General features: G+C 56.2%; 22 protein-coding genes, 2 tRNA genes and 1 other RNA gene. 20 read left to right on the top strand and 5 right to left on the bottom strand.

The window, feature by feature from the left end; genetic code table 11:
• Positions 1 to 198 precede the first annotated feature (198 nt).
• Entirely contained in the window at positions 199 to 867 is a 669-nt protein-coding gene (locus Q6D67_RS05300; RefSeq protein WP_304704547.1) for a 4'-phosphopantetheinyl transferase superfamily protein, read from the bottom strand.
• A gap of 31 nt (positions 868 to 898) precedes the next feature.
• Positions 899 to 1,372, bottom strand: coding sequence for an excinuclease ATPase subunit (locus Q6D67_RS05305; protein WP_304704548.1), 474 nt, complete (start codon positions 1,370 to 1,372; stop codon positions 899 to 901).
• Positions 1,373 to 1,653: 281 nt separating this feature from the next.
• Between Q6D67_RS05305 and Q6D67_RS05310 the strand changes: the two genes are divergently transcribed.
• The 20 genes from Q6D67_RS05310 (at position 1,654) to radC (ending at position 19,300) form a co-directional block, all read left to right on the top strand.
• Entirely contained in the window at positions 1,654 to 2,397 is a 744-nt protein-coding gene (locus Q6D67_RS05310) for a beta-ketoacyl synthase chain length factor (protein ID WP_304704549.1), read from the top strand.
• On the top strand, positions 2,394 to 3,170 hold the full coding sequence (locus Q6D67_RS05315) for a 1-acyl-sn-glycerol-3-phosphate acyltransferase (protein ID WP_304704550.1): 777 nt from the start codon (positions 2,394 to 2,396) through the stop codon (positions 3,168 to 3,170). The genes Q6D67_RS05310 and Q6D67_RS05315 overlap by 4 nt, the downstream gene beginning before the upstream one ends.
• On the top strand, positions 3,160 to 3,441 hold the full coding sequence (locus Q6D67_RS05320; protein WP_304704551.1) for a phosphopantetheine-binding protein: 282 nt from the start codon (positions 3,160 to 3,162) through the stop codon (positions 3,439 to 3,441). Before Q6D67_RS05315 ends, Q6D67_RS05320 begins: the two co-directional genes overlap by 11 nt.
• The gene (locus tag Q6D67_RS05325; RefSeq protein WP_304704552.1) at positions 3,438 to 3,689 is read left to right on the top strand and encodes an acyl carrier protein; all 252 of its coding nucleotides are present in this window, start codon (positions 3,438 to 3,440) and stop codon (positions 3,687 to 3,689) included. The genes Q6D67_RS05320 and Q6D67_RS05325 overlap by 4 nt, the downstream gene beginning before the upstream one ends.
• Positions 3,682 to 4,278 carry a hypothetical protein gene (locus tag Q6D67_RS05330; RefSeq protein ID WP_304704553.1) on the top strand — a complete coding sequence of 199 codons (597 nt, stop codon included), beginning with the start codon at positions 3,682 to 3,684 and terminating at the stop codon, positions 4,276 to 4,278. The genes Q6D67_RS05325 and Q6D67_RS05330 overlap by 8 nt, the downstream gene beginning before the upstream one ends.
• Positions 4,265 to 6,007 carry an AMP-binding protein gene (locus Q6D67_RS05335; protein WP_304704554.1) on the top strand — a complete coding sequence of 581 codons (1,743 nt, stop codon included), beginning with the start codon at positions 4,265 to 4,267 and terminating at the stop codon, positions 6,005 to 6,007. Before Q6D67_RS05330 ends, Q6D67_RS05335 begins: the two co-directional genes overlap by 14 nt.
• Positions 6,007 to 6,792: a glycosyltransferase family 2 protein gene (locus tag Q6D67_RS05340; protein ID WP_304704555.1), complete on the top strand. Its 786-nt coding sequence runs from the start codon at positions 6,007 to 6,009 to the stop codon at positions 6,790 to 6,792. The genes Q6D67_RS05335 and Q6D67_RS05340 overlap by 1 nt, the downstream gene beginning before the upstream one ends.
• 15 nt (positions 6,793 to 6,807) lie before the next feature.
• Positions 6,808 to 7,770, top strand: coding sequence for a hypothetical protein (locus tag Q6D67_RS05345; protein WP_304704556.1), 963 nt, complete (start codon positions 6,808 to 6,810; stop codon positions 7,768 to 7,770).
• A gap of 40 nt (positions 7,771 to 7,810) precedes the next feature.
• Entirely contained in the window at positions 7,811 to 8,269 is a 459-nt protein-coding gene (locus Q6D67_RS05350) for a thioesterase family protein (protein WP_304704557.1), read from the top strand.
• 23 nt (positions 8,270 to 8,292) lie between these two features.
• Entirely contained in the window at positions 8,293 to 8,877 is a 585-nt protein-coding gene (locus tag Q6D67_RS05355) for an outer membrane lipoprotein carrier protein LolA (RefSeq protein WP_304704558.1), read from the top strand.
• Positions 8,878 to 8,885: 8 nt separating this feature from the next.
• A complete protein-coding gene (locus Q6D67_RS05360) occupies positions 8,886 to 11,216 on the top strand; it encodes an MMPL family transporter (RefSeq protein ID WP_304704559.1) in 2,331 nt (776 codons plus the stop codon).
• A 13-nt stretch (positions 11,217 to 11,229) separates the two neighbouring features.
• Positions 11,230 to 12,510 carry an NAD(P)/FAD-dependent oxidoreductase gene (locus Q6D67_RS05365; RefSeq protein ID WP_304704560.1) on the top strand — a complete coding sequence of 427 codons (1,281 nt, stop codon included), beginning with the start codon at positions 11,230 to 11,232 and terminating at the stop codon, positions 12,508 to 12,510.
• Positions 12,511 to 12,530: 20 nt separating this feature from the next.
• The gene (locus Q6D67_RS05370) at positions 12,531 to 13,040 is read left to right on the top strand and encodes a DUF3261 domain-containing protein (RefSeq protein ID WP_304704561.1); all 510 of its coding nucleotides are present in this window, start codon (positions 12,531 to 12,533) and stop codon (positions 13,038 to 13,040) included.
• The gene (locus Q6D67_RS05375; protein WP_304704562.1) at positions 13,037 to 14,236 is read left to right on the top strand and encodes a beta-ketoacyl-ACP synthase; all 1,200 of its coding nucleotides are present in this window, start codon (positions 13,037 to 13,039) and stop codon (positions 14,234 to 14,236) included. Before Q6D67_RS05370 ends, Q6D67_RS05375 begins: the two co-directional genes overlap by 4 nt.
• Positions 14,237 to 14,238: 2 nt before the next feature.
• Positions 14,239 to 14,718, top strand: a complete 480-nt coding sequence (locus tag Q6D67_RS05380) for a hypothetical protein (RefSeq protein WP_304704563.1) — start codon at positions 14,239 to 14,241, stop codon at positions 14,716 to 14,718.
• Entirely contained in the window at positions 14,718 to 15,452 is a 735-nt protein-coding gene (locus Q6D67_RS05385) for a 3-ketoacyl-ACP reductase FabG2 (RefSeq protein WP_304704564.1), read from the top strand. Before Q6D67_RS05380 ends, Q6D67_RS05385 begins: the two co-directional genes overlap by 1 nt.
• On the top strand, positions 15,452 to 16,684 hold the full coding sequence (locus Q6D67_RS05390; protein ID WP_304704565.1) for a beta-ketoacyl-ACP synthase: 1,233 nt from the start codon (positions 15,452 to 15,454) through the stop codon (positions 16,682 to 16,684). The genes Q6D67_RS05385 and Q6D67_RS05390 overlap by 1 nt, the downstream gene beginning before the upstream one ends.
• A 229-nt stretch (positions 16,685 to 16,913) precedes the next feature.
• Positions 16,914 to 18,002, top strand: coding sequence for a class I SAM-dependent methyltransferase (locus Q6D67_RS05395; RefSeq protein ID WP_304704566.1), 1,089 nt, complete (start codon positions 16,914 to 16,916; stop codon positions 18,000 to 18,002).
• 657 nt (positions 18,003 to 18,659) lie between these two features.
• Positions 18,660 to 18,729, top strand: an RNA gene (locus Q6D67_RS05400) — hammerhead ribozyme type II.
• A gap of 67 nt (positions 18,730 to 18,796) precedes the next feature.
• The gene (gene radC, locus Q6D67_RS05405; RefSeq protein ID WP_304704567.1) at positions 18,797 to 19,300 is read left to right on the top strand and encodes a DNA repair protein RadC; all 504 of its coding nucleotides are present in this window, start codon (positions 18,797 to 18,799) and stop codon (positions 19,298 to 19,300) included.
• A 707-nt stretch (positions 19,301 to 20,007) separates the two neighbouring features.
• Here the strand turns inward: radC and Q6D67_RS05410 are convergent.
• From Q6D67_RS05410 to Q6D67_RS05420, 3 genes are all read right to left on the bottom strand, one after another.
• Positions 20,008 to 20,337, bottom strand: a complete 330-nt coding sequence (locus tag Q6D67_RS05410) for a terminase small subunit (RefSeq protein ID WP_304704568.1) — start codon at positions 20,335 to 20,337, stop codon at positions 20,008 to 20,010.
• 134 nt (positions 20,338 to 20,471) lie between these two features.
• Positions 20,472 to 20,548, bottom strand: a tRNA-Asp gene (locus tag Q6D67_RS05415).
• Between the two features lie 17 nt (positions 20,549 to 20,565).
• Positions 20,566 to 20,641, bottom strand: a tRNA-Val gene (locus tag Q6D67_RS05420).
• Between the last annotated feature and the right edge of the window lie 156 nt (positions 20,642 to 20,797).

The raw sequence follows: 20,797 nt of genomic DNA on the forward strand, positions 1-20,797 counted from the left end.
CTTGGCGGCCTTCAGCTGTATCCGGCCGGAATCCGTCAATGATTACCCACCATGATTGGGGAAGAGCCAAAAATTTAGGAAGCGGAACGCCGTGATCGGCGGTCCTTGGATGTTGATACGCCCGACCTAAGCCGTTTCCAGCTATCCTGTATTCTTGGATGAAAGCGTTCTACGTCAAGATACCTGACTACTGCTTTCTCATTCACTCGAAAGTATGCGCATCTCCCCAGTCTGTACCCGGTAACAGGCTTGAAATCGGGAGGCAGCCAATGGGTGGCAGTGTAGTATGCATGCGGTGTAATCAAGAACACTAAAGGTTTCTACAGTGTATAAATGCGTAGAGTAGCACGAAAGCGAACTCAGCCTTTGTCGAGTCAAACCTTCTCCTCTAGCCTTCGCTTCTGCTTCTTTGCGTGTCCACAAACCGTAGAACCAGTCAGGCTGTTGATCCGGTTCTACCAGGGCAAAAGCGCGATATTCGTCAGGGTGGAAGTACTCTGCCACGAGCCGCTGAAAATCCCGGAGGCGATGTTGTTCAATATCCACTCCGATGGGGCCGATCTGGCTGAATCCGGCCATCACTGCCGAGCCGCTGTGGGAAATACTGCAATGGATATTGACCCCGCTCAGGCATGGTCGGCCATCAGGGTCTTCGCTGAGCTGCGCAGCAACTGTCTGCGGAGGGTAGTTCAGCTCTGCGGCCAGCAACTGCGCCAGCAGAATCCGCCCCGCGACAAAATGGCGGTAGCGCCGTACTGAACGGAAAGCCGCCGCGCGGTTCTGTGCCGTGTCGGACAGGGTTTTACACCAGTCGGAAAACCGTGCAAAGGGGACGCTCTCGAGATCAGTGGCAACCGCTACTGCCACCGCCGCGCCATGGATGGTGTTAGCCTGGGAACTAATTTGGGAGGGTAACTACATCACCGATTAGCGCTACCCCGGCGATTACAGCGCCAGCATGACACTCATATTCGGTGGCACTGGAGAATTCATTCTTCTTATAGTAGCTGCGGATATTGACTACGGAATTACCACCTTCCGCTGCTGCGCGCTCCTGCAAGGTTATCAAGGCTGACAGCAATACCCATTGACAGGCTGTTATATCCGCTTTGCCAAACGCATTGGTTTTCTTGTTGGTGACAAATTCGCCGTGTTCGGCGGTGGGAGTGGGGTGGGATTGATCGCCGAAGTACAGCTTGATATCTGAGTTCAATTTTCCCTCGTAGGCCGGACTCGCAAGCGCTTCGGCGATGGAGAAATGGTGCTTGGTGTCGCGCGCCTGCGCATTGAAGCTCAGAGCGAGAAGAAAAGAAGCGACAAGGGCAAAGGCGGCCCTAGAAATGACGGAAGCAGATTTGGCGTAAGTGGGCACGGAGCAGGTTCCTTATGTGATTTTACTGAAGGCGCCGCAGGGTCTTGTTCTGCTTGAGGGTGCCATGCCTGCATTCTCGAGACGTGGCGATTATAGCGTATGGCCCACGTGTTTTCCAGAATCAGAATCCACTTGAATACCGTAGCGCTAATGTTTGCGGTGCCGATTTGATCTGCTACAATCTGGCGGTTTTCTGTAACAAGTGAGCCAGCTCACGTGTCAACAGGCCTGCGGCTTGAGCCTAACGGATCTGTTATCGACAATAATAAGGGCTCTCCCGGATGGCGATCCATTTTGCAGTTTCCAGCTGGTCTGGATGGACAACAGGTGCAGCTGATATCTCCCCGAGTGTCAATACTGCCAAGGTAAAGCCCATCCTTGTCTCACAAACGCCCGATGTTTCAATCGTTCCACCCCTGCTGCGGCGCAGGCTAAACGTCATGGGCCGTGCCTGTGTCAGCGAGATGCTACGCCACCTACAGGAGGGAGACAATCCGGCTGTTGTTTATGGCTCGCGCCATGGAGACATAGAGCGCACCCTTGCCATACTCATGGAACAGGCCCGCGGTGAGCCCATTTCGCCGATGAATTTCAGTCTCGCGGTACACAATGCCATCACCGGTGTGATTTCCATTCACCAACAGATCAGCTCCAATATCAGTAGCATCGCTGCTGGGGATGAGCCCCTGATACCCGTGTTGCTGGAGGCGGCAGGGTTGCTGTCTGACACCTGCCCGGCAATATTGTGTGTACTCTGTGATGTGCCACTGCCGGAAGTTTATCGAGATCCGCTTAAGCAGGTGCCTGCGCCTTATGTCGCCTGCTTTAGGATTACCCGCGATCAGGGGCTTGGCGAGGAGCTGTGGCTCGATGTTAATGCAGTTTCGGAAGCAGATGGCCCGGCACGGACGGCACCATTGGATTTCGTTGAGTTTTTGTCCTCCGCTTGCGAATTCTTCCCCACCCGTCATAACGGCAGTCACTGGACTGTACGCAAATCGCGTCGCCCAGCGGGATCTGGATGAGATTGATTCAGCGTGTCAATTACCTGTGGCGTTTGTTTGCTACTGCTCTGGCCTTTAGTCTCTTTGGCATTGGCGGTGTCATTGTGCCACTGATATCCACCCCCGTACTGTACCTTATCCGTGGAGATGAGGAGCGGCGCCGCCTGCGGGCGCGCCGTATCGTGCATTGGCTATTCAAGATCTACATCTATATGTTGCGGTTTCTGGGGATTCTTACCTGGACCACGGACGGATTGGAAAAGCTCGACCGGGATGGACTGTTGGTGCTGGCCAATCATCCGACACTGATTGATGTGGTTTTTCTGGTTGCCTTCGTCCCCGATGCCAATTGCATCGTTAAAGGCCGTTTGCTGGCAAATCCGGCGATGCGGGGCTTAATTTCCCAGGCTGGCTATATCACCAATGATCAGGGCGGCAAGCTAATTGACTCTGCTGACGCTTCGCTCAAGAGTGGCGGTGCCCTGTTGGTTTTTCCAGAGGGAACCCGTACTCGCCCCGGCTCGCCTCTGGCGTTTCAGCGCGGTGCTGCCAACGTGGCGATACGTTGCCAAGTGGACATCACGCCGGTGGTGATCCGTTGTCATCCCCCGACCTTGAGTAAACAACACAAGTGGTATCACATCCCCGATCAGTCGTTTATCATGTCGTTCTCGATCGGTGATGACATCGCGATTGCACCTTTCCTGGACTATCCCGCAGCTCAGGGGGCTAGGCAGCTGACTCGTTTTCTAGAGCACTTTTTCACGGAGGAAACCACCGCATATGCCCACTGAAGCACTGCACACCGAGCTCAAAGCATTGATTATCCAAGCCCTTGATCTGGAAGACCTTACCGTCGAGGATATCAATGATTCAGACGCCCTCTTTAACGAGGGGTTAGGGCTTGATTCAATTGATGCCCTTGAGATCGGTGTTGCCCTGCAAAAGCGCTACGGCATAAAGCTCAATCCTGAAGCCGACGATGTGAAGCGTCATTTTGCCAGCATTACCGACCTGGCCGCACTGGTGCACAATCATCGGATGGACGGGAGGGAGTCAGAGTGAAATCCCGAGAGGAAATCTACAGCCATGTGGTCGGCTTGATGAGCGATATGTTTGAGCTCGACCCCCAAATCATGTGTGAAGATTCGCGACTGTACGACGATCTCGACATCGACAGCATTGATGCGGTGGACTTGATCGTGGAACTCAAGAGCTACACAGGCAAAAAAGTGGCCCCTGAAGATTTCAAGAACGTTCGCACCGTAAGGGATATTGTCAGCGCCGTCGAAGACCTCCTGGAGAATGAATAAAGTCCCATGGCGCAATATGGGATACGGCCTTCTGTTTGCGCTGTATCCGTTGCTGGTCTACCTGGGGTTGCGTTATTTTGATCCTCGCTGGTTGGCATTGTTGTTAATTGTGGCGGCGAGCAGTCGCTTGGTGCGTGCAGGGTTTTCCCGCAGAATCCAGGTTCTAGCCGGCGTTGCGGTCATCGCCGCCGCTGGCTATACCCTGCTCACAGGCTCCGAGTTGGGCATACTCCTCTACCCGGTGCTGGTTAATGCGGTGCTGCTAAGTCTGTTTGGCGCCAGCTTGTTGCAACCGCCGACTATTGTTGAAACCTTGGCCCGTATCAAGGAACCTGATTTGCCCGAGGCTGCTATCAGCTATACCCGCAAGGTTACGCAGCTCTGGTGCCTGTTTTTTTTGTTCAACGGTTTCATCGCAATGGTTACTGTTGCCCTTGTCACGCAAGGATTCGGGCGTGAGTGGTGGCTGCTGTACAACGGATTTCTCGCCTATGTACTGATGGGCACGCTTTTGGCGGGAGAGCTGCTGGTGCGCAAACGCGTGCGGTCAAGGATCAGCGGCATTGAGCGCAACCATGAACGCGCCTGAATTGCTCAACGATGTTAGTCATGGCCGCAGTCTCCGCAGTGAGGAGCACGCCGTGGCCTGGGGCGTCGAGGGCGCTCTCAGCTGGGCAGGTTTCAGGCAGGAAGTGGCGACGTGGCGGCAGCAGTTGCAGTCCATGGCTGGCTCAGGTGTTGCAATCCATCAGCCTGTGCCGCAGACATTCATGGCTTGCCTGTGTGCAGTCTGGAGCCTGGGCAAAGCAGCGGTAGTTTCTGCCAGTGGCTTTCGCGACACAGCAGAGCTCCTGCCGCGTCTGCACCAGCAGTTAGGTGACCGTTCACACGAGCGAGGTTTCTCGCTGGGGGTGGACGTGCCGCAAAAGGCGCTGAAGATAGCGAATGGGGAGTCCCCCGCACTGCTGCTATTCACTTCCGGATCAAGTGGTACTCCCACCCTGGTGGCCAAGTCTCTGCGCCAGCTGGATGCGGAAATTGCCATGCTGGAGGAGCTGTGGGGCGAATCTGTGGATGGTTCGGTATTCGTCAGTACGGTCTCGCACCATCACATGTATGGCCTGCCGTTTGCGCTGCTTTGGCCGCTCGCGCGCGGTTCAGCCTTTTCCAGCGAGGGATTGCCCTATCTGGAGTCCCTTGAAGTGCGCGCACGACACCATCGTCTTACCCTGGTGACCAGCCCGGTTCAGCTGGACAACCTGCCTGCGGGCCTCGATTGGTCATTGCTGCAGGAGAAAACGTCACGTATTTTCTCCGCCGGTGCAGCGCTGTCCGCTATTACGGCGCAGACCTGCCTGGATTGCTTCGCCAAGCCCGTGACAGAAATTTATGGTAGCACTGAAACCGGCGCCGTCGCATGGCGCGAGCAGCCGGCCGTGCGCCTCTGGCGTTGTCTGCCCGCTGTACAGGTGAGGACCGCAGATCGAGGAAGCCAATTGTCCATTCACTCTCCCGCTCTCAGCAGCGAGCCCCAATCCTGGCTGACCGTGGCTGATACCGGCGATGTTCACAGCCCGCAAGAGTTCGCCTTGCGGGGCCGAGTGGACCGCATCGTCAAGGTAGGAGGCAAGCGTGTTTCCCTAAGCGGTCTGGAAAGCGCCCTGCAGGAGCATCCCCTGGTCTCCAGCGCGAAAGTGGTTGTACTGCCCCAGCGCAAGTCTCGCTTGGGAGCCGTGGTAGTGCTTTCGGCGCAGGGTAATGCAATATTGATCGATCAGGGCAAAAGCGCTGTCAACGCCATGCTGCTGGAGTCCATTGGGAGCCTTCCGGAGCGGGTCGCGTTGCCGCGCTACTGGCGCTATGTCACGACCATGCCAATCAATAGCCAGGGAAAGACTGTCAATGATGCTCTCGTGAGTCTTTTCCATCAAGAGCACCAACCCACGCTACCCGATGTTCTCGCCACGCAAGCCAGCGGAGATGAGCGAGAGCTAACTTTGCGAATCCCCGAAAATCTGTATTTCTTTTCCGGTCATTTTCCCGGCAACCCGGTGGTGCCTGGTGTGGTGCAGATTCACTGGGTCTTCCATTACGCTGGAGAAATCTATCCTGCGTTACGTCACTTCCTGCGCCTGGAAAACATCAAATTTCAGCATATCTTGCAACCAGGCGATATCGCAACTTTGCATTTGCAGCGCCAGGATGGCAGCGAGAAATTGCTTTTCCGCTTGTACTCTCCACGGGTACAGTATTCCAGTGGTCGTATCCTGTTTGGCGCTCTGGCTGAAGAATCGCATCCGGTTGACGGGGGGAAGTGATGACTGACTGGGCGACTGAAAATTTCAGTCCTTGCGTGTTGATCCCGGTTTATAATCATTGGCAGGTGTTGCGAAGCACTGTGGAGAAGGTCCGTGGGTTTGGCCTGCCGATCGTGTTGGTAAACGACGGTAGCCATCGCCAGTGCCGCGAAGTGATCGAAACGATAGTCAGCGATTTCGAGAGCGTTCATCTGGTTAGCCGGGACTACAATGGTGGCAAAGGCGCGGCTGTCAAGGATGGCTTGCGAGCCGCGCACGCACTGGATTTCACCCATGCTTTGCAAATCGATGCAGACGGTCAGCACGATATTGACGATGCACAGCGTTTCCTGCGAACTGCGCAGGCTTTTCCCGAGGCATTGGTGGCCGGATATCCGGTGTTTGACGAATCTGTACCCAAGCACCGTTACTATGCCCGCTATATCACCCATGTGTGGGTATGCATCAATACGCTCTCTACCACCATCAGGGATTCGATGTGTGGTTATCGTGTGTATCCCCTGGCGTCCAGCTGTGCACTGATTGAAGCGAGCCGCATCGGCGGCCGTATGGATTTTGACGGCGAATTCATTGTGCGCTGGTACTGGGCGGGGCTCCCCCTGCAGCAATTGCAGACACGCGTTGTCTACCCCGAGGGTGGGGTTTCTCATTTCAGGCTATGGCGAGACAATAGTCTGATCTCGATGATGCATGCACGCCTGTTCTTTGCCATGCTGATGTTGCTACCGCGCCTGCTGGCTCGCAAGTTTCCAACTATTCGAGGGAGTGCGCGCCCTTGCCGCTAGAACTCAGGATAAATCATGGCAGCTAACTCGCATTGGGCGCATACAAGGGAAGCCGGTTCGCTGCTGGGAATGCGGTTTCTGCTTGGCGCCTATCGGTATGGTGGGCGTTGGTTGTTTCGCCTCTGCCTGCTGCCCGTGGTCTGCTTTTACGCCCTTTTCCAACGTAGCAGCTACAGGGCGTCGCAGGACTACCTGCACCGAATGCACACCGTCAACAACGCTTTCCCCAAGCCGCGACCCTTGCATAGCTTCTATCATTTTTGGCATTTCGCCGACTCGCTGCTGGATAAGCTGGGAGTGTGGATGGGGCGTATTACACGCCAGGACGTGGTCCTGCACGGTGCCGAGGTTGCCGATGAGCTTCTGGCTACTGGGCAGGGGGCCTTGATCCTGATCTCCCATCTGGGTAATTTTGAAATCTGCCAAGCGCTGTCGGAAACCCGACGGAACCTGCGTCTGACGGTGCTGCACCACACCCATAATGCGGTGAAGTTCAACCGGATTCTCAGTGAATACAACCGGGCATCATCGGTGGAGCTACTGCAAATCAGTGAGCTCGACATTAGTGTGGCGATACAGTTGAGCGAGAAGATAAGCGACGGTCAATTCATTGCCATTGCAGCTGACCGGGTCGCTATCAACAATGCCGAACGCTCGGTTGCCGTGGATTTCCTCGGCTATCCTGCGCCGTTTCCCGTTGGCCCTTTCGTGTTGGCTGCCGCCCTCCAGGCCCCTGTACTGACCATTCACTGCATAAGAAAAGAGGGCCGCTATCATCTTTATTTCGAATACCTCTGGCAGGGTGACGTTGTCGGTCGTCGAGATCGTCAGCACCATATAGAATCCCTGATGCAGGGCTATGTGCAGCGTCTGCAGTACTATTGTCTGCAAGCGCCCTGGCAGTGGTATAACTTTTATCCATTCTGGGCGCCTTTGTGCACGGCGCACAAGCACTCCAGCCGGCAAGCGTCCTCATGATTTGCGATTCTGTTTCTAACCAATACCTGGAGGTCGCATAATGACAGGAGCCCCGTTACCCAGCGTCGATGTCACCATCGAGATACCTTTTCACGACGTGGATTCGGCGCATGTTGCCTGGCATGGGCACTACGCAAAATACCTCGAAATAGCGCGCTGCGCTTTGCTCGATACAATTGAATACAACTATGTCGATATGTCTGCCTCAGGGTTTTTCTGGCCAGTCATTGATATGCGGCTGCGTTATGTAGGTCCGGCTCGCTTCCAGCAGAAGATCTCCGTTACTGCCACGTTGGTGGAGTGGGAAAACCGCTTGCGTATCGACTACATGATTCGAGATTTCGTCAGTAAAAAGCGCCTCACGAGAGCTTCCACGGTACAGGTGGCTGTCAGGGTCGACAATGGAGAGATGCAGATTGCTTCGCCTCCGGTGTTACTGGAGAAGCTCGGCATCGAATCCGGCCAGGGTGGGCGCCGTCAGAGTGGGGATAATCGGTGAGAAACCGAGGCTGGCTGATTGTCATGCTAACCATACTTGTTGTGGGGCCTGTCCCCGCAGTTGTGTTTGGTGACGAATCCCCCGCCGGCTTCATCTCCGGGTTGGCGCAGCGCTTGGCGAAGACCGGGCAGTTGGAGGGTACCTTCGAGCAAACCAGGTATATCAGCGTTCTCTCGATACCGCTACGCTCGTCCGGAACATTCACTTATCAGCGGGGAGAGGGCATTGTCTGGCGAACCCTCGAGCCCGTTGCAAGTGTTGTCCGTATCAGTCCTGACCAGGGTGTAGTCGTCGTGGATGACCGCAACAACCCGCAGCCTGTGCCCGCGTCGGAGTTGGTTGGCGTGATTTTTCTCGGGGTCTTCTCTGGTGACTTCAGTCGTCTCAACGACTACTTTCGCGTCGAACACGAGCAGGGAGTGACCGCCCGAGAGGGTGACCACTGGGAGTTGCGCCTGACTCCGTTGCGGAAACAGCTGGCTGAGCACCTACGATCCATTGCCATTGCGGGTACTCAACTGGTCGAGTCCATTACGTTGCTGGAACCTAACGGTGATCGCACGGAGATTGTTTTCGAGACAACTGAATCTGGTGAGAAGTTCCACTGATGGGGGCGATGTCCGCGCCCGTTATGCACCGCTACCTGGTAGGCCTATGGCTGCTGGGGCTGCTGATTGGCGGGTTATACTGCGGCGAGCGTATTCTTCGAGGAGAAGTCTTCCAGAGCAATATTCTCGGTCTGATTCCCGAGCGAGATGAAGGCGGCCAGAGTGTTTACTCTGGCGTCACCAAAAATTTCGAGAAGCGCTTTGTGGTTATGCTCAGTCACCCCGATCCCCATCAGGGTTCAGCTCTTGCCGTCGCACTGAAGGAGAAACTGGCCCAGCAGGACCTTGTCGATATGAATGGCGCCAGCGAATCATTGCTGGGGGAACTGCGAGACTTCTTCAAACCTTATCGCCACCAGCTGCTTGCGGTTGAGACGCGACAACGCCTTCTTGCCCAGAATCCGCAAGACCTCGCTGCTAGCGTTGTTACCGGCCTCTACAGTCCTGTTAGCGGCTTTCGCCTTTATCCCTTTGCCGATGATCCCTTCAACCTGGGTGGCGCCTGGTTTCAAGAAGTGTTTCCCGAGGCTGTGCGGTTTCGGGGCACGGAAATCCCCTCCCTGAGAGCGGAGGGGCGCATCTGGTACCTGATCGACGGGCAGGTCCGGGGCAGTCCCTTCGATCTTGCCAGCCAACAGGCACTCAGCACCGTGCTGGATGATTTTCCCTCCCAATCAGGCACACAGATGGGTGATGCCGACTTGTTGTTTTCTGGTGTTATTTTTCATGCCACTGAAGCCGCGCGTCTTGCCCGCTCTGAAATATCTACCGTGGGCAGTGGTTCGCTATTGGGCATTCTCCTTCTGGTGATAGCGGTATTTCGCTCCCGTCGCGCGCTCGCCGCCATTGCCTTCACTCTGCTGAGCAGTGTGTTGATGGCGCTGACCATCTCCTTGTTGGTGTTTGACCGTGTGCATCTGGTCACTCTGGCATTTGGCACAACACTGTTGGGCCTGGCTGTGGATTACTGCTTTCACTTCCTGATCAAGTACCGGGTCCATGGCGATGCCCTGGTGGCGGGTCGCCTGATCCGCAAGGGGCTGTTGATCAGTGCGGGTTCCAGCATTGCAGCGTATCTGGTCCAGCTAGTCTCTCCGTTTCCGGGCTTGCAGCAGCTGGCCGTGTTCCTGGTGGCGGGTCTGGTGGGAGCATGCAGCGCAGTGCTTGTCCTGACACTCTGCTTTCGGGAGCTGCCTTCGGCGAGCCTCTCCCCCTGGCTGATTTTTTTTTCCACAAGGGTGGAGCCTGCTTATTTGCGCCTCGGCGCCCGGCGCCTGCAGTTATGCTGCTCGCTGGCTGCAGTGCTTGCTCTGCTCGCAGGCTATTTGTATTGGCTGGGTAGCAGCGATGATATCCGTCATCTCAATTCGTCAAGTCAGTCCCTACTGGACTCCGAGCGCAAGGTGCAGACCCTGCTGGGCGGGATCGATCCCCAGCGCTATTGGGTTGTGGCGGGGCAGGATCAGCAGCAGGTTCTGGAGCGCACCGAGAAGGTAGTGGCAGCTATTGACGACGACCGTGCCCCAACAGCGCGGTTGGCAGTCGCGGTTACGGCGATGGTGCCGTCGCTAGCAGCCCAGCGTGGCGACCATGCCCTGGTGGCCTCCAGGCTCTACGGTTCTGACGGGGCGGTGACCGTGATGTGCGTCATGCTGCAATCCGATTGTAGCCAGTGGCAATCACTGCCTGGCGATGTCCTCGACGAACTTGAACCGTCCGGCGTTCCCGCCACTGTTGCCGCCCGGTTCCTGCCCGCTGCCCTGACAACCGAGAACCGCAGTATTGTCCTGCTGCGGCAGGGGGCGCTGCCTGCGCAACGGAAGCTTGAATCCATGGCAGAATTGCCCGGTGTAACCTATGTCGATCAGGTGCAAGTCTTGTCGGAAACCCTGAAGTCGTTTCGGATCGAGGTGACGATGTTGTTGGCGGCGTTCCTCGGGGTTTTCTCCCTGGCGTGCATATTTTTCTATGGCCGACGGGGCAGCGTGGTACTGGTTAGCGTGCTTGCTTCAATGTTTGTGAGTCTGGCATTGTCCGCAGCCGGTGGCGTTACCCTGTTCCATGTTCTCGCTCTGCTGCTGGTCTTGGGGCTGACTGTGGATGCCGCGGTTTTCTACCTGGAGCTCGGTCTGAACGGTGAAACATGGCTCGCCTCGACTCTGGCCTCGGCAACGTCCATTCTCGCCTTTGGCTTGCTGGCATTGAGCGACGTGCCCCTGCTACACCATTTTGGTAGTGTAGTGTTTTTTGGCCTGCTGGCAGCCTGGTTAATCACTCCGCTGATGTTTCAGCTTGCCAGAGGCGGGACTGTGCCTGCCTCTTTGGGATTAAAATCATGACAGGAAAGATATCGTGATCGAAACAACCGATGTGGCCATTATCGGTGCCGGTCCCTCGGGCACCATCGCCGCGGCTCTGCTGCGTAAGGAGGGCAGGCGAGTTGTGGTGTTGGAGAAAACCCACTTTCCGCGTTTCTCCATCGGCGAAAGCCTGTTGCCACAATGTATGGAGTTTATCGCCGAAGCGGGAATGCTGGACGCGGTCAACAACGCCGGTTTCCAGTACAAGAACGGTGCGGCCTTTGCGCGCGACGGTCTCAAGGCTGCCTTTGATTTCCGCGACAAGTTCAGTGTTGGTATGGGGACGACCTTTCAGGTACAGCGCGCCAGCTTTGACCATTTGCTGGCGGAGGAGGCAGCTAAAATGGGCGCCGATATCCGCTTTGGGCACTGCATCGAGGCCTTCGCTTATGATGAGTCGGATCGGCCCCTGCTGACATTTGCCGACAGTGAGGGCCAACGCCATCAATTGAGTGCCGGGTTTGTTCTCGACGCATCCGGTTTTGGTCGTGTATTGCCGCGCTTGCTGGATTTGGAGCTGCCATCGGATTTTCCCCTGCGAATGTCGCTGTTTACTCATATCGAGGATAACATCAGCGATTCCCGGCACGATCGTGATAAAATCCTGATCGTGGTACATCCAAATCTCGATGACGTGTGGTATTGGCTGATACCTTTCAACAACGGTCGCTGCTCTCTCGGTGTTGTGGCTCCCAAGGGTTTTTTCGATAACGAAGTCGGTGCTCCCGAACAATTGCTGCGCGAGGCGGTCGATGCCAGCCCCGACCTAGTGCAGCTGCTGGTCGATGCCCGTTTCGATACTCCCGTGAGCCAGATTGGCGGCTATGCCTGCAACGTAAAGTCCCTCTGGGGTAAAGGCTACGCACTGCTGGGCAATGCCGGGGAATTCCTCGATCCTGTGTTCTCCTCCGGCGTAACAATTGCGATGAAGTCCGCAAGCCTGGCAGCACCGCTGGCAAGCCGAAGCCTGGATGGGGAAAATATCGACTGGGAGAGCGAATACGCCCAGCCCCTGCGCCTGGGCGTAGATACCTTCAGGACCTACGTCAGGTCGTGGTACGACGGAAGTTTTCAGAAGGTAATTTTTTCACAGGGTCAGCAAACTCAAGTGCGGGCCATGATCTCCTCAATCCTGGCCGGGTATGCCTGGGATACGGATAACCCCTTTGTGCGGGAATCGCAGCGGCGACTGAAGACTCTGATAGAGCTCTGTGATGGAGCAGCGCCTTCAGGTGAGACAAGGTCCTTCGGCGAAGTCGGGCCATGCTGCTGAGGTCGACTCTGGCGGTCATATTGCTTGCCCTTGGCGCCTGTGCCAGCCTGCACGGGGCGCGGCTGGAACAACTGCCGCTGCCGGCGGCCAGCCAGCTGCCTTGCTGCTGGCAGGCGGAAGAAAAGGTCGAGATTTCGGTGCCTGGCCGGGATTTACTCTTGACTGCGGCGGTTGCCGTGCAGGAGGACACCTTGACCGTGGTGGTTTTTGATCCGATCGGGCGTCGCATGGCTACGCTAATTCACACCGAAGGCGAGCCGCAGGTTCTGGCGCCACCAGACTGGCCTCCGGAATTGTCGCGCCAGCTACTGATTGGCCTGTATCTTCATCACTTGAACCCGGACCAGTGGGTCTTTTCAGAGGAGGGTTGGACCATCGCCAGTGACCCCGGTCTCAGGACCCTCAGCTACCATCAGCGGCAACTGGTCAAGCTTCAGTACTCGGCACATGATCTTGCTGAACGCACCCTGCTTTTTAATGGGCATAGCCTAAGTGTACGGCTCACAACTTTGTCTAGGGCTGATCTGTGAGCAGTGTAACACCTGTGTTCCTCAACCACGCCGGGGCCATCTGCTCCCTGGGGGCTGACCTGGCGAGCGTCGAAGACAATCTTTTTCCCTCCGAGCAGCTGACTCCCGGGTCGGAAGGGAACTTTCTGACACTTTCGGATGCCTGGTCACCAGGACGCACATTGCCGCTTGGGCTGGTGACTGGTCATTTGCCTTCAACTGTCATCGCGGCTGAAAATACCCGCAACAACCGCCTGCTGGCAGCATCCCTGTCCCCGTTATATGGAGTGGTGGAGGGCCTTAAGTCGCGCCACGGGCGCCACCGTATTGGTATAGTGGTGGGTACCAGCACCTCTGGCATTGCTGAGGGCGAGGCGGCGCTGACCTGTGACAGTGCGGGCGCGCGACTGGTGCCGGGTTACCGTTACACCAGCCAGGAATTGTCTGCCCCGACTCGGTTCCTGGCCCGCTGCCTGGATGTCAGCGGGCCCTGCTGGACCCAGTCGTCGGCCTGTACTTCAGGTGCCAAGGCTCTTGCTTCGGCGGCGCGCTTACTCCGACTCGGAGTTTGTGACGCGGTCGTTGCTGCGGGAGTGGACAGTCTTTGTCATATGACCGTGGCTGGATTTTCCTCTCTGCTGGTCACCGCTGAGAGCCATTGCAACCCGTTCAGCCGCAATCGCTGCGGGATTAATATCGGTGAGGCCTCTGCCGTGTTCGTGCTGAGCCGGGAGCCCGGGCCAGTTCGGCTTGCCGGTGTAGGTGAAAGCTCCGATGCATACCATATTTCCTCTCCGGATCCAGAAGGCAAGGGCGCGGCAGCAGCCATGCTCCAGGCCTTGAGCATGGCGCAAACAGATCCGGCCCAGATCGATTACGTCAACCTGCACGGTACTGCCACGCCCCAGAATGACGCCATGGAAGCTCTGGCGGTGAACCGGGTATTCGGACCTGATGTGCCCTGCGGTTCCACCAAGCCCCTGACCGGCCACACGCTGGCGGCGGCGGGTGCCATTGAAGCGCTAGTGTGCTGGCTACTGCTGCAACGCGACGACAATCGGTTGCCTCCCCATCTCTGGGATGGCGAGGTGGACCCGGATCTAGCCGCACTGAACGGGCTTGCACGCAGTAATGGTGTCGCCCCGGCACGTATGGTGATGAGCAACTCCTTTGCCTTTGGTGGTAACAATCTGTCGCTAGTCCTCAGCCGGGAATAATCATGGAAGATACGTCACCCAACAGAAATTCCTGTCCCAAGGCTCTGCCGATCCGCGACCTGCTCCCCCACGATCATCCGATGATATTGCTTGACCGAGTCGACTCGTGCCGGGAGCACGGCCTAACTGCCTGCGTCTACATCGGTGCCGACTCCCTTTTCGTTCAGCCACAAGGTGTGCCCTCCTGGGTGGGGCTTGAGTACATGGGGCAGGCCATCGCCGCCCATGCCGGTGTTTGCGCCCGTCGCGACGGCCACCCGGTGCGCATTGGCTTCCTGGTCAGCACCCGCCGCTACGATCCCGCTTGCAGCTATTTCCCCATCGGTGCGACACTGCACATCGCCGTAGATGCAGTGACCTATAACAGTACCGGCTTGCAGGTGTTTGAATGCACCATCAGCGGCCCGGATGTAATCGTTACCGCCAATCTGAATGTATTTATGCCGGAGAATGTCGAGAAATTCATGCTGGAGAACTTGTGATGAGCGGTACTGTTCTGGTAACCGGCTCAAGCCGCGGCATCGGCAGGGCTATCGCTCTCGACCTGGCCCGCGCTGGCTACCCGGTGTTGCTGCACTACCGCAGCCAACGGGATGAGGCAGAAGCCGTGGCGCGAGAAATCGACGCACTCGACGACCGCTCCGGCCCAACCCGTATCCTCCAGTTTGATGTGGCCGACCGGGAGCAGTGCCGCGAGGTGCTGGAAGCCGATATTGAAGTCCACGGCGCCTATTACGGCGTGGTGTGCAACGCCGGGATTGTCCGCGACGGGGCCTTTCCAGCACTGACCGGCGACGATTGGGACTCAGTGATCCACACCAATCTCGACGCGTTTTACAATGTACTACAACCCTTGGTCATGCCCATGGTGCGGCGCCGACAATCAGGGCGCATCGTCACGCTTGCCTCGGTGTCCGGATTGATGGGCAACCGCGGCCAGACTAACTACAGCGCCGCTAAGGCGGGTGTTATCGGCGCCAGCAAATCCCTCGCTATCGAACTAGCAAAACGTGACATTACTGTGAATTGTGTGGCACCCGGTCTGATTGAAACAGACATGAGCGCTGCAGCAATATCCCCCGAGGCGCTGGCGATGATCCCCGCGCGGCGTACCGGGAAACCCGCTGAAGTCGCCGCCCTGGTCCGTTTTCTACTGTCGCCGGATGCCGCCTACATTACTCGCCAGGTGATTTCCGTCAACGGAGGCATGTGCTAATGAAACGGGTTGTCATCACCGGGATGGGGGGCCTGTCACCGATCGGCTCAGACTGGCACACCATCGAACAGAATTTGCGGATGGGCGCTACCGGTATTCGCTTTATGGATGACTGGAAGAAATACACTGAACTCAATACCCGTCTGGGCGCCCCGGTAGCGGGTTTCGACCGGCCGGCACATTACCCGCGCAAGATGGTGCGCAGCATGGGGCGGGTTGCCCTGATGAGCACCCGGGCGAGCGAGTTGGCCTTACAAGCTGCGGGATTGCTGGATGATCCCTGCATCAAGGATGGGCGCATGGGTGTCAGCTACGGCTCTTCAACCGGCAGCCCCGACGCGGTCCTCGATTTTGGCAATATGCTTCTCAACCACGCCAGCGCCGGCATCAACGCCAACTCTTATCTAAAAATGATGAGCCATACGGCGGCGGTGAATATTGGGGTTTTCTTTGGCCTCAGGGGCCGGATTATCCCCACCTCCAGCGCTTGCACTTCCGGCAGCCAGGGTATTGGCTACGCCTATGAAGCGATCAAGTACGGTCACCAGGCACTTATGATTGCCGGTGGAGCCGAGGAGCTTTGTGCCACAGAGGCGGCTGTGTTCGACACACTCTACGCTACCAGTACCCGCAACGCTGAGCCGCAGCTGACACCGCGTCCCTTCGACCGCGACCGCGACGGACTGGTGATTGGTGAGGGTGCCTGTTCACTGATTCTCGAAGAACGTGAGCACGCCTTGGCCCGGGGTGCTAACATTCGGGCAGAAATCGTTGGTTTTGCCACCAACTCCGACGGCAGTCATGTCACTCAGCCCGAAGCTGAAACCATGTATCGGGCCATGGAGTTGGCGCTGGAGAATGCCGGCCTACCTCCAACCCGGGTCGGCTATATCAGCGCACACGGCACCGCCACTGATCGCGGCGATGTAGCCGAAAGCCACGCGACCTACCGCCTGTTCGGTGGTAACACCCCGGTCAGTGCGCTGAAAAGCTATACCGGCCACACGCTCGGCGCCTGCGGGGCGCTGGAAGCCATGGTCGCGGTCGAGATGATGAACAGGGGTTGGTTCCACGCCACCGCTAATCTCGACAACCCGGACCCTGCCTGCGCTCCCTTGGATTACCTGACCCGAGAGGGGCGCAATATCGATACCGACTGTGTAATGAGCAATAATTTTGCGTTTGGTGGCATCAACACATCCCTATTGTTCGTTCGTCCTGAACAGGGCTGAGTCATAGACCACCTAGGATGGGCTGGCCACGGTTGGGAGGATAAAAACACTTGGAGCGTCCGCACCCCAGACCGCGCGCGACCTCTCGGCGTATAGAAAAGATAGGAACCAAATTTTGCTGCTACAAGCCGTGCTATAAGGCTTTGTCCCGAGAAATATTGGCTAGCAAAACGGGTAAATTTTGCGGCAAAAGGAATTTCACCCCTAAGACGAGTTTTATAGCCAAATCATGATTAGCTATGACAAGCCTAAAAAAATTCATGCCTTTAATGCCAAATTTGAGGCACAAAAAATTGCTTTTGCGCCAGTGGCCTTTCAAACAGCTCGATGCTTAATTAAATTCGATATTCTAAAGTATATCGATGCTGCTGGTGAAGCCGGCATAAATCTGACAGCACTTTGTGAAAAATGCAGCATCAGTGCATATGGTGTGCAGGTGTTGGTCGATATGGGCATGAGCATGCATCTGATTTGGCAAAATAATGAAAACTATATACTCGATAAAACGGGTTATTTTTTGCTTAACGATCCCATGGCACAGTGTAATCTTAATTTCGTGCACGATGTTTGTTATGAAGGCTTGTTTAAGCTTGATGACTCTATCAAAAACGGCAAGCCTGAAGGTCTACAGGTTTTTGGTGATTGGAAAACGATTTACCCAGGCTTAAAGGATCTACCCGAAGCCGTGAAAAAAAGTTGGTTTGAATTTGATCATTACTACTCCGATCATGCCTTCCCTGAAACATTACCCTTAATATTGGAGTTCTCTCCAAGACATATTTTAGATGTGGGCGGAAATACCGGTAAGTGGGCACTAATGTGCGCCGAATTCGATAAAAATATTAATGTGACCATTATGGATTTACCTGGCCAGCTAGCTGTTGCCAAGGTCAATGCCGAAGCGCAGGGTGTGGGTGATAGAGTTCATGGTTATGAGATTAACCTGTTGGACGAAAGCCAAGAGTTCTACCAAGGTGCTGATACTATTTGGATGAGTCAGTTTCTTGATTGTTTCAATAAGCAGAAAATTCTCAGCATTCTCAATCGCGCGGTTAAAGTCATGAATAGTGATAGTCGTCTCTATATCTTGGAGTCCTTCTGGGATAGGCAGCCATTCGAGGCCGGTGCATATTGTGTAAATGCCACCTCTTTGTATTTCACCGCTATGGCCAATGGCAATAGCCGGATGTATCACAGCAAAGATATGATCAAGCTAGTTCAAGAAGCCGGAATGTATGTGGAGAAAGATACCGACAACTTAGGCTTAGGCCACACCTTATTAAATTGTCGGCTCAAATCTAGTAATTATTCGCGCTAATTTGTTTGACTCAAGAGCATGCATCAATATGCTATTGAGCTAATTCGATTCGACCGCTTCAGCTGGAGACTGAGCGGCGAAGACTGAACGCGTAGCTTGGCCAGGAAGGGACCAAGACTTCTCCCGGCGGGAACCCCGTGCATTGCAAGCGCTGAATCAGTCACTCAAGCATATAGGGTCTCACAGAATAGGTAGAAAGCTCCATGAACTTGGACACGTCCATAGAATAGGGCTAGAAACCTCCACGAATCACTCCGATGAATGAGCTACATCTAGTACTCCAAAAAAACCTTTCTTTTTCCATGTCTTAATTATATCCCCCACCAGGTAAAGATCTTTTTCCGTATACCGAAGATGAGCCTTCACCGACGTGTTTCCTTCTGAGCACTAACAGTTAATTACGCGGACCCTACCGTAAAAAACATCTCCATGCTCGCCGCAGGACGCCCTGCAAGAGGAGAAATCCACCCTGGAGACTTTTGCGGTCGCTGACCCGTCGAGCCTATATATAGGTTCCCTTTTTTATCGACCCCCGCCTTCGGATTCGTATCCCAAAGAGCGGATATGAAAATCCCGGCCTGGAACCTTGTGTAGCACCCCCCTCCCCCTAATCGCGCCCATCAAGGCACGAAGAGGGCGTCCTCGTATCGATCTTTCCGTCGAAACCCCGTCAAGTCGCGGGGTCTGCAGCAGCTGGCGCCTGCCGCACTGATGAGACAAGCCAAAGCAAGTCGGCCCGCGCGGTAACGCGGGCCTAGCCCAAGAAAAACAATCCTACCTACGGAGTATCCATCATGAGCCACACCTACGATATGTTCGCTACTGCCACGATGTCAAACACACGGTGTTCTGGTTTCAGTGTCGCCGACCAGAGTGTCATCGAACAGGCACTCGATATCCTCAAACGTCGCCTCCTCGAAGGGGAAGCATTCACCAGCCCTCAAGCGGTCAAGCACTACTGCCAGCTGCAGATCGCTCACGAGCCAGACGAGTACTTCTGCGGCATCTACCTCAACAGTCAGCACCGCCTGATTAGCTTCGAGCGCATGTTTCGAGGCACGGTCGATGCTGCAAGCGTCTATCCACGGGTGGTGGTCAGACGGGCGCTGGAGCTGAACGCAGCTGCTGTGATCTTCACCCACAACCACCCCAGCGGAGTGACTTCGCCCAGCGCTGCCGATCTACGCATCACCGAAAGGCTGCAATCGGCTCTGAACCTGATTGATGTCCGGGTCCTGGACCACGTCATCGTCGGGGTCGGGGGCGCCACTTCCCTTGCCGAAACCGGTAAACTTTAAGGAGATCCCCATGAATACTGACCGTAAACCACGAGTCCGCGTCACCTGGGATGAGAACGGGGCCGTCCAGTGGCCTCGCGTGACGGCCACGGTGGTCGTTCCCGGCAGGCCAGCCCAAACCAGGCTTTCCCTGCCTATCGAAGACCCCGCGCATCAACTTGGTGGGCAGTGTCCACACTGTGGCGGCCTCGGCCGCTACCTGCACCATCTGCGACGGTCATGGGATAAGTGCTTCAGGTGTGACGGCAAGGGGGTCCTGGACGCCTTTGATATTGCGCTGCTGCGATTGCGCCTCCAGGGTGGCGGCCCTGTAAACCGCGTTTACGGAGGCGTCCCGCGCAAGTCAGAGAGGTTCACCTGAGCTCCCGAGACCCAGCACGCCCCCGCGGCAACCGGATCACAAGAGCTGACGGGCTCACAGTCATCTGGAGAGCGTAACTAGCAAAGCGTCACAGCGTCATTGTATTGGTGCGTCGGTGCGTCGGTGCGTCGGTGCGTCGGCGTCTCGGTGGCCGGGGTGTGGGTGCGTCGTGTCAGTGGTCCCGCATCAGCCGAAGAGGGACAATGGCCATACGAAGCCACTGTGAAGCGCTACTATCGGCGGCCGCCAATCCCTCAACCTCACCGCCCTACCCCGAGTCCTCAGCTCCCTGCCCGATGACGAAGGTTGCGTCCCGAGGCGTCCAAGCTGGCTGGACAATGAAGGGCTAGTTGATTAGGCCAAACAATCGGCACAGCAGCTCTGCCGCCCGGAGCTTCTCTCCGGCGGTGGTCTCGGGGGAGTGTATGATTGCGCGTAGGTCCGTGAGGATATCGTCCCGAACCTGATGCTGCTCAATGAAGAACCGCGCCCGTTGGCGCGCGACGGCTTCGGCGACTTTCGGGTGCCGGAGTAACTGACAGGCCGAGTTCTGAGCGACATCACGCTTGAGGACTCTGCCAGGGCCTTTGGCGGTAATGTAGGCGTCCGTAGCCGTGATGGTCGGGTCGGCGGTGAACGCCGAGACGAAGCGATTCTGGAGGGCGGTGAGGGCCATGCGCAAGCCTCATGTGGCACCCGCTTATTATACTAGGGGCAGCCAAGTGCCGCTATCCATCACTAACAGAATGGTATACGAAATGGTATACAAAACAAAAAAGCGCCCCGAAAGGCGCTTGATTGCTGTGCATGTGGCGGAGCGGACGGGACTCGAACCCGCGACCCCCGGCGTGACAGGCCGGTATTCTAACCAACTGAACTACCGCTCCAAAAGGGGCTCGGATATTGGTGGGTGGTGACGGGATCGAACCGCCGACCCTCTGCTTGTAAGGCAGATGCTCTCCCAGCTGAGCTAACCACCCCCTGACCGAGAGGCGCATTATAGAGATAAAAAAAAGGCTGTCAAACCTTCGCCGTTGATTTCCCGGAAATTTTTCCGGCACTGTAAAAACACGGGTTTGGTAGTAGTATTCCCGATCCCAAACGTGGCGCAGGAACTGCGCCTCTACCCGCTGCCA

This window comes from Haliea sp. E1-2-M8, from assembly GCF_030649675.1.
Lineage (GTDB): Bacteria > Pseudomonadota > Gammaproteobacteria > Pseudomonadales > Halieaceae > Haliea.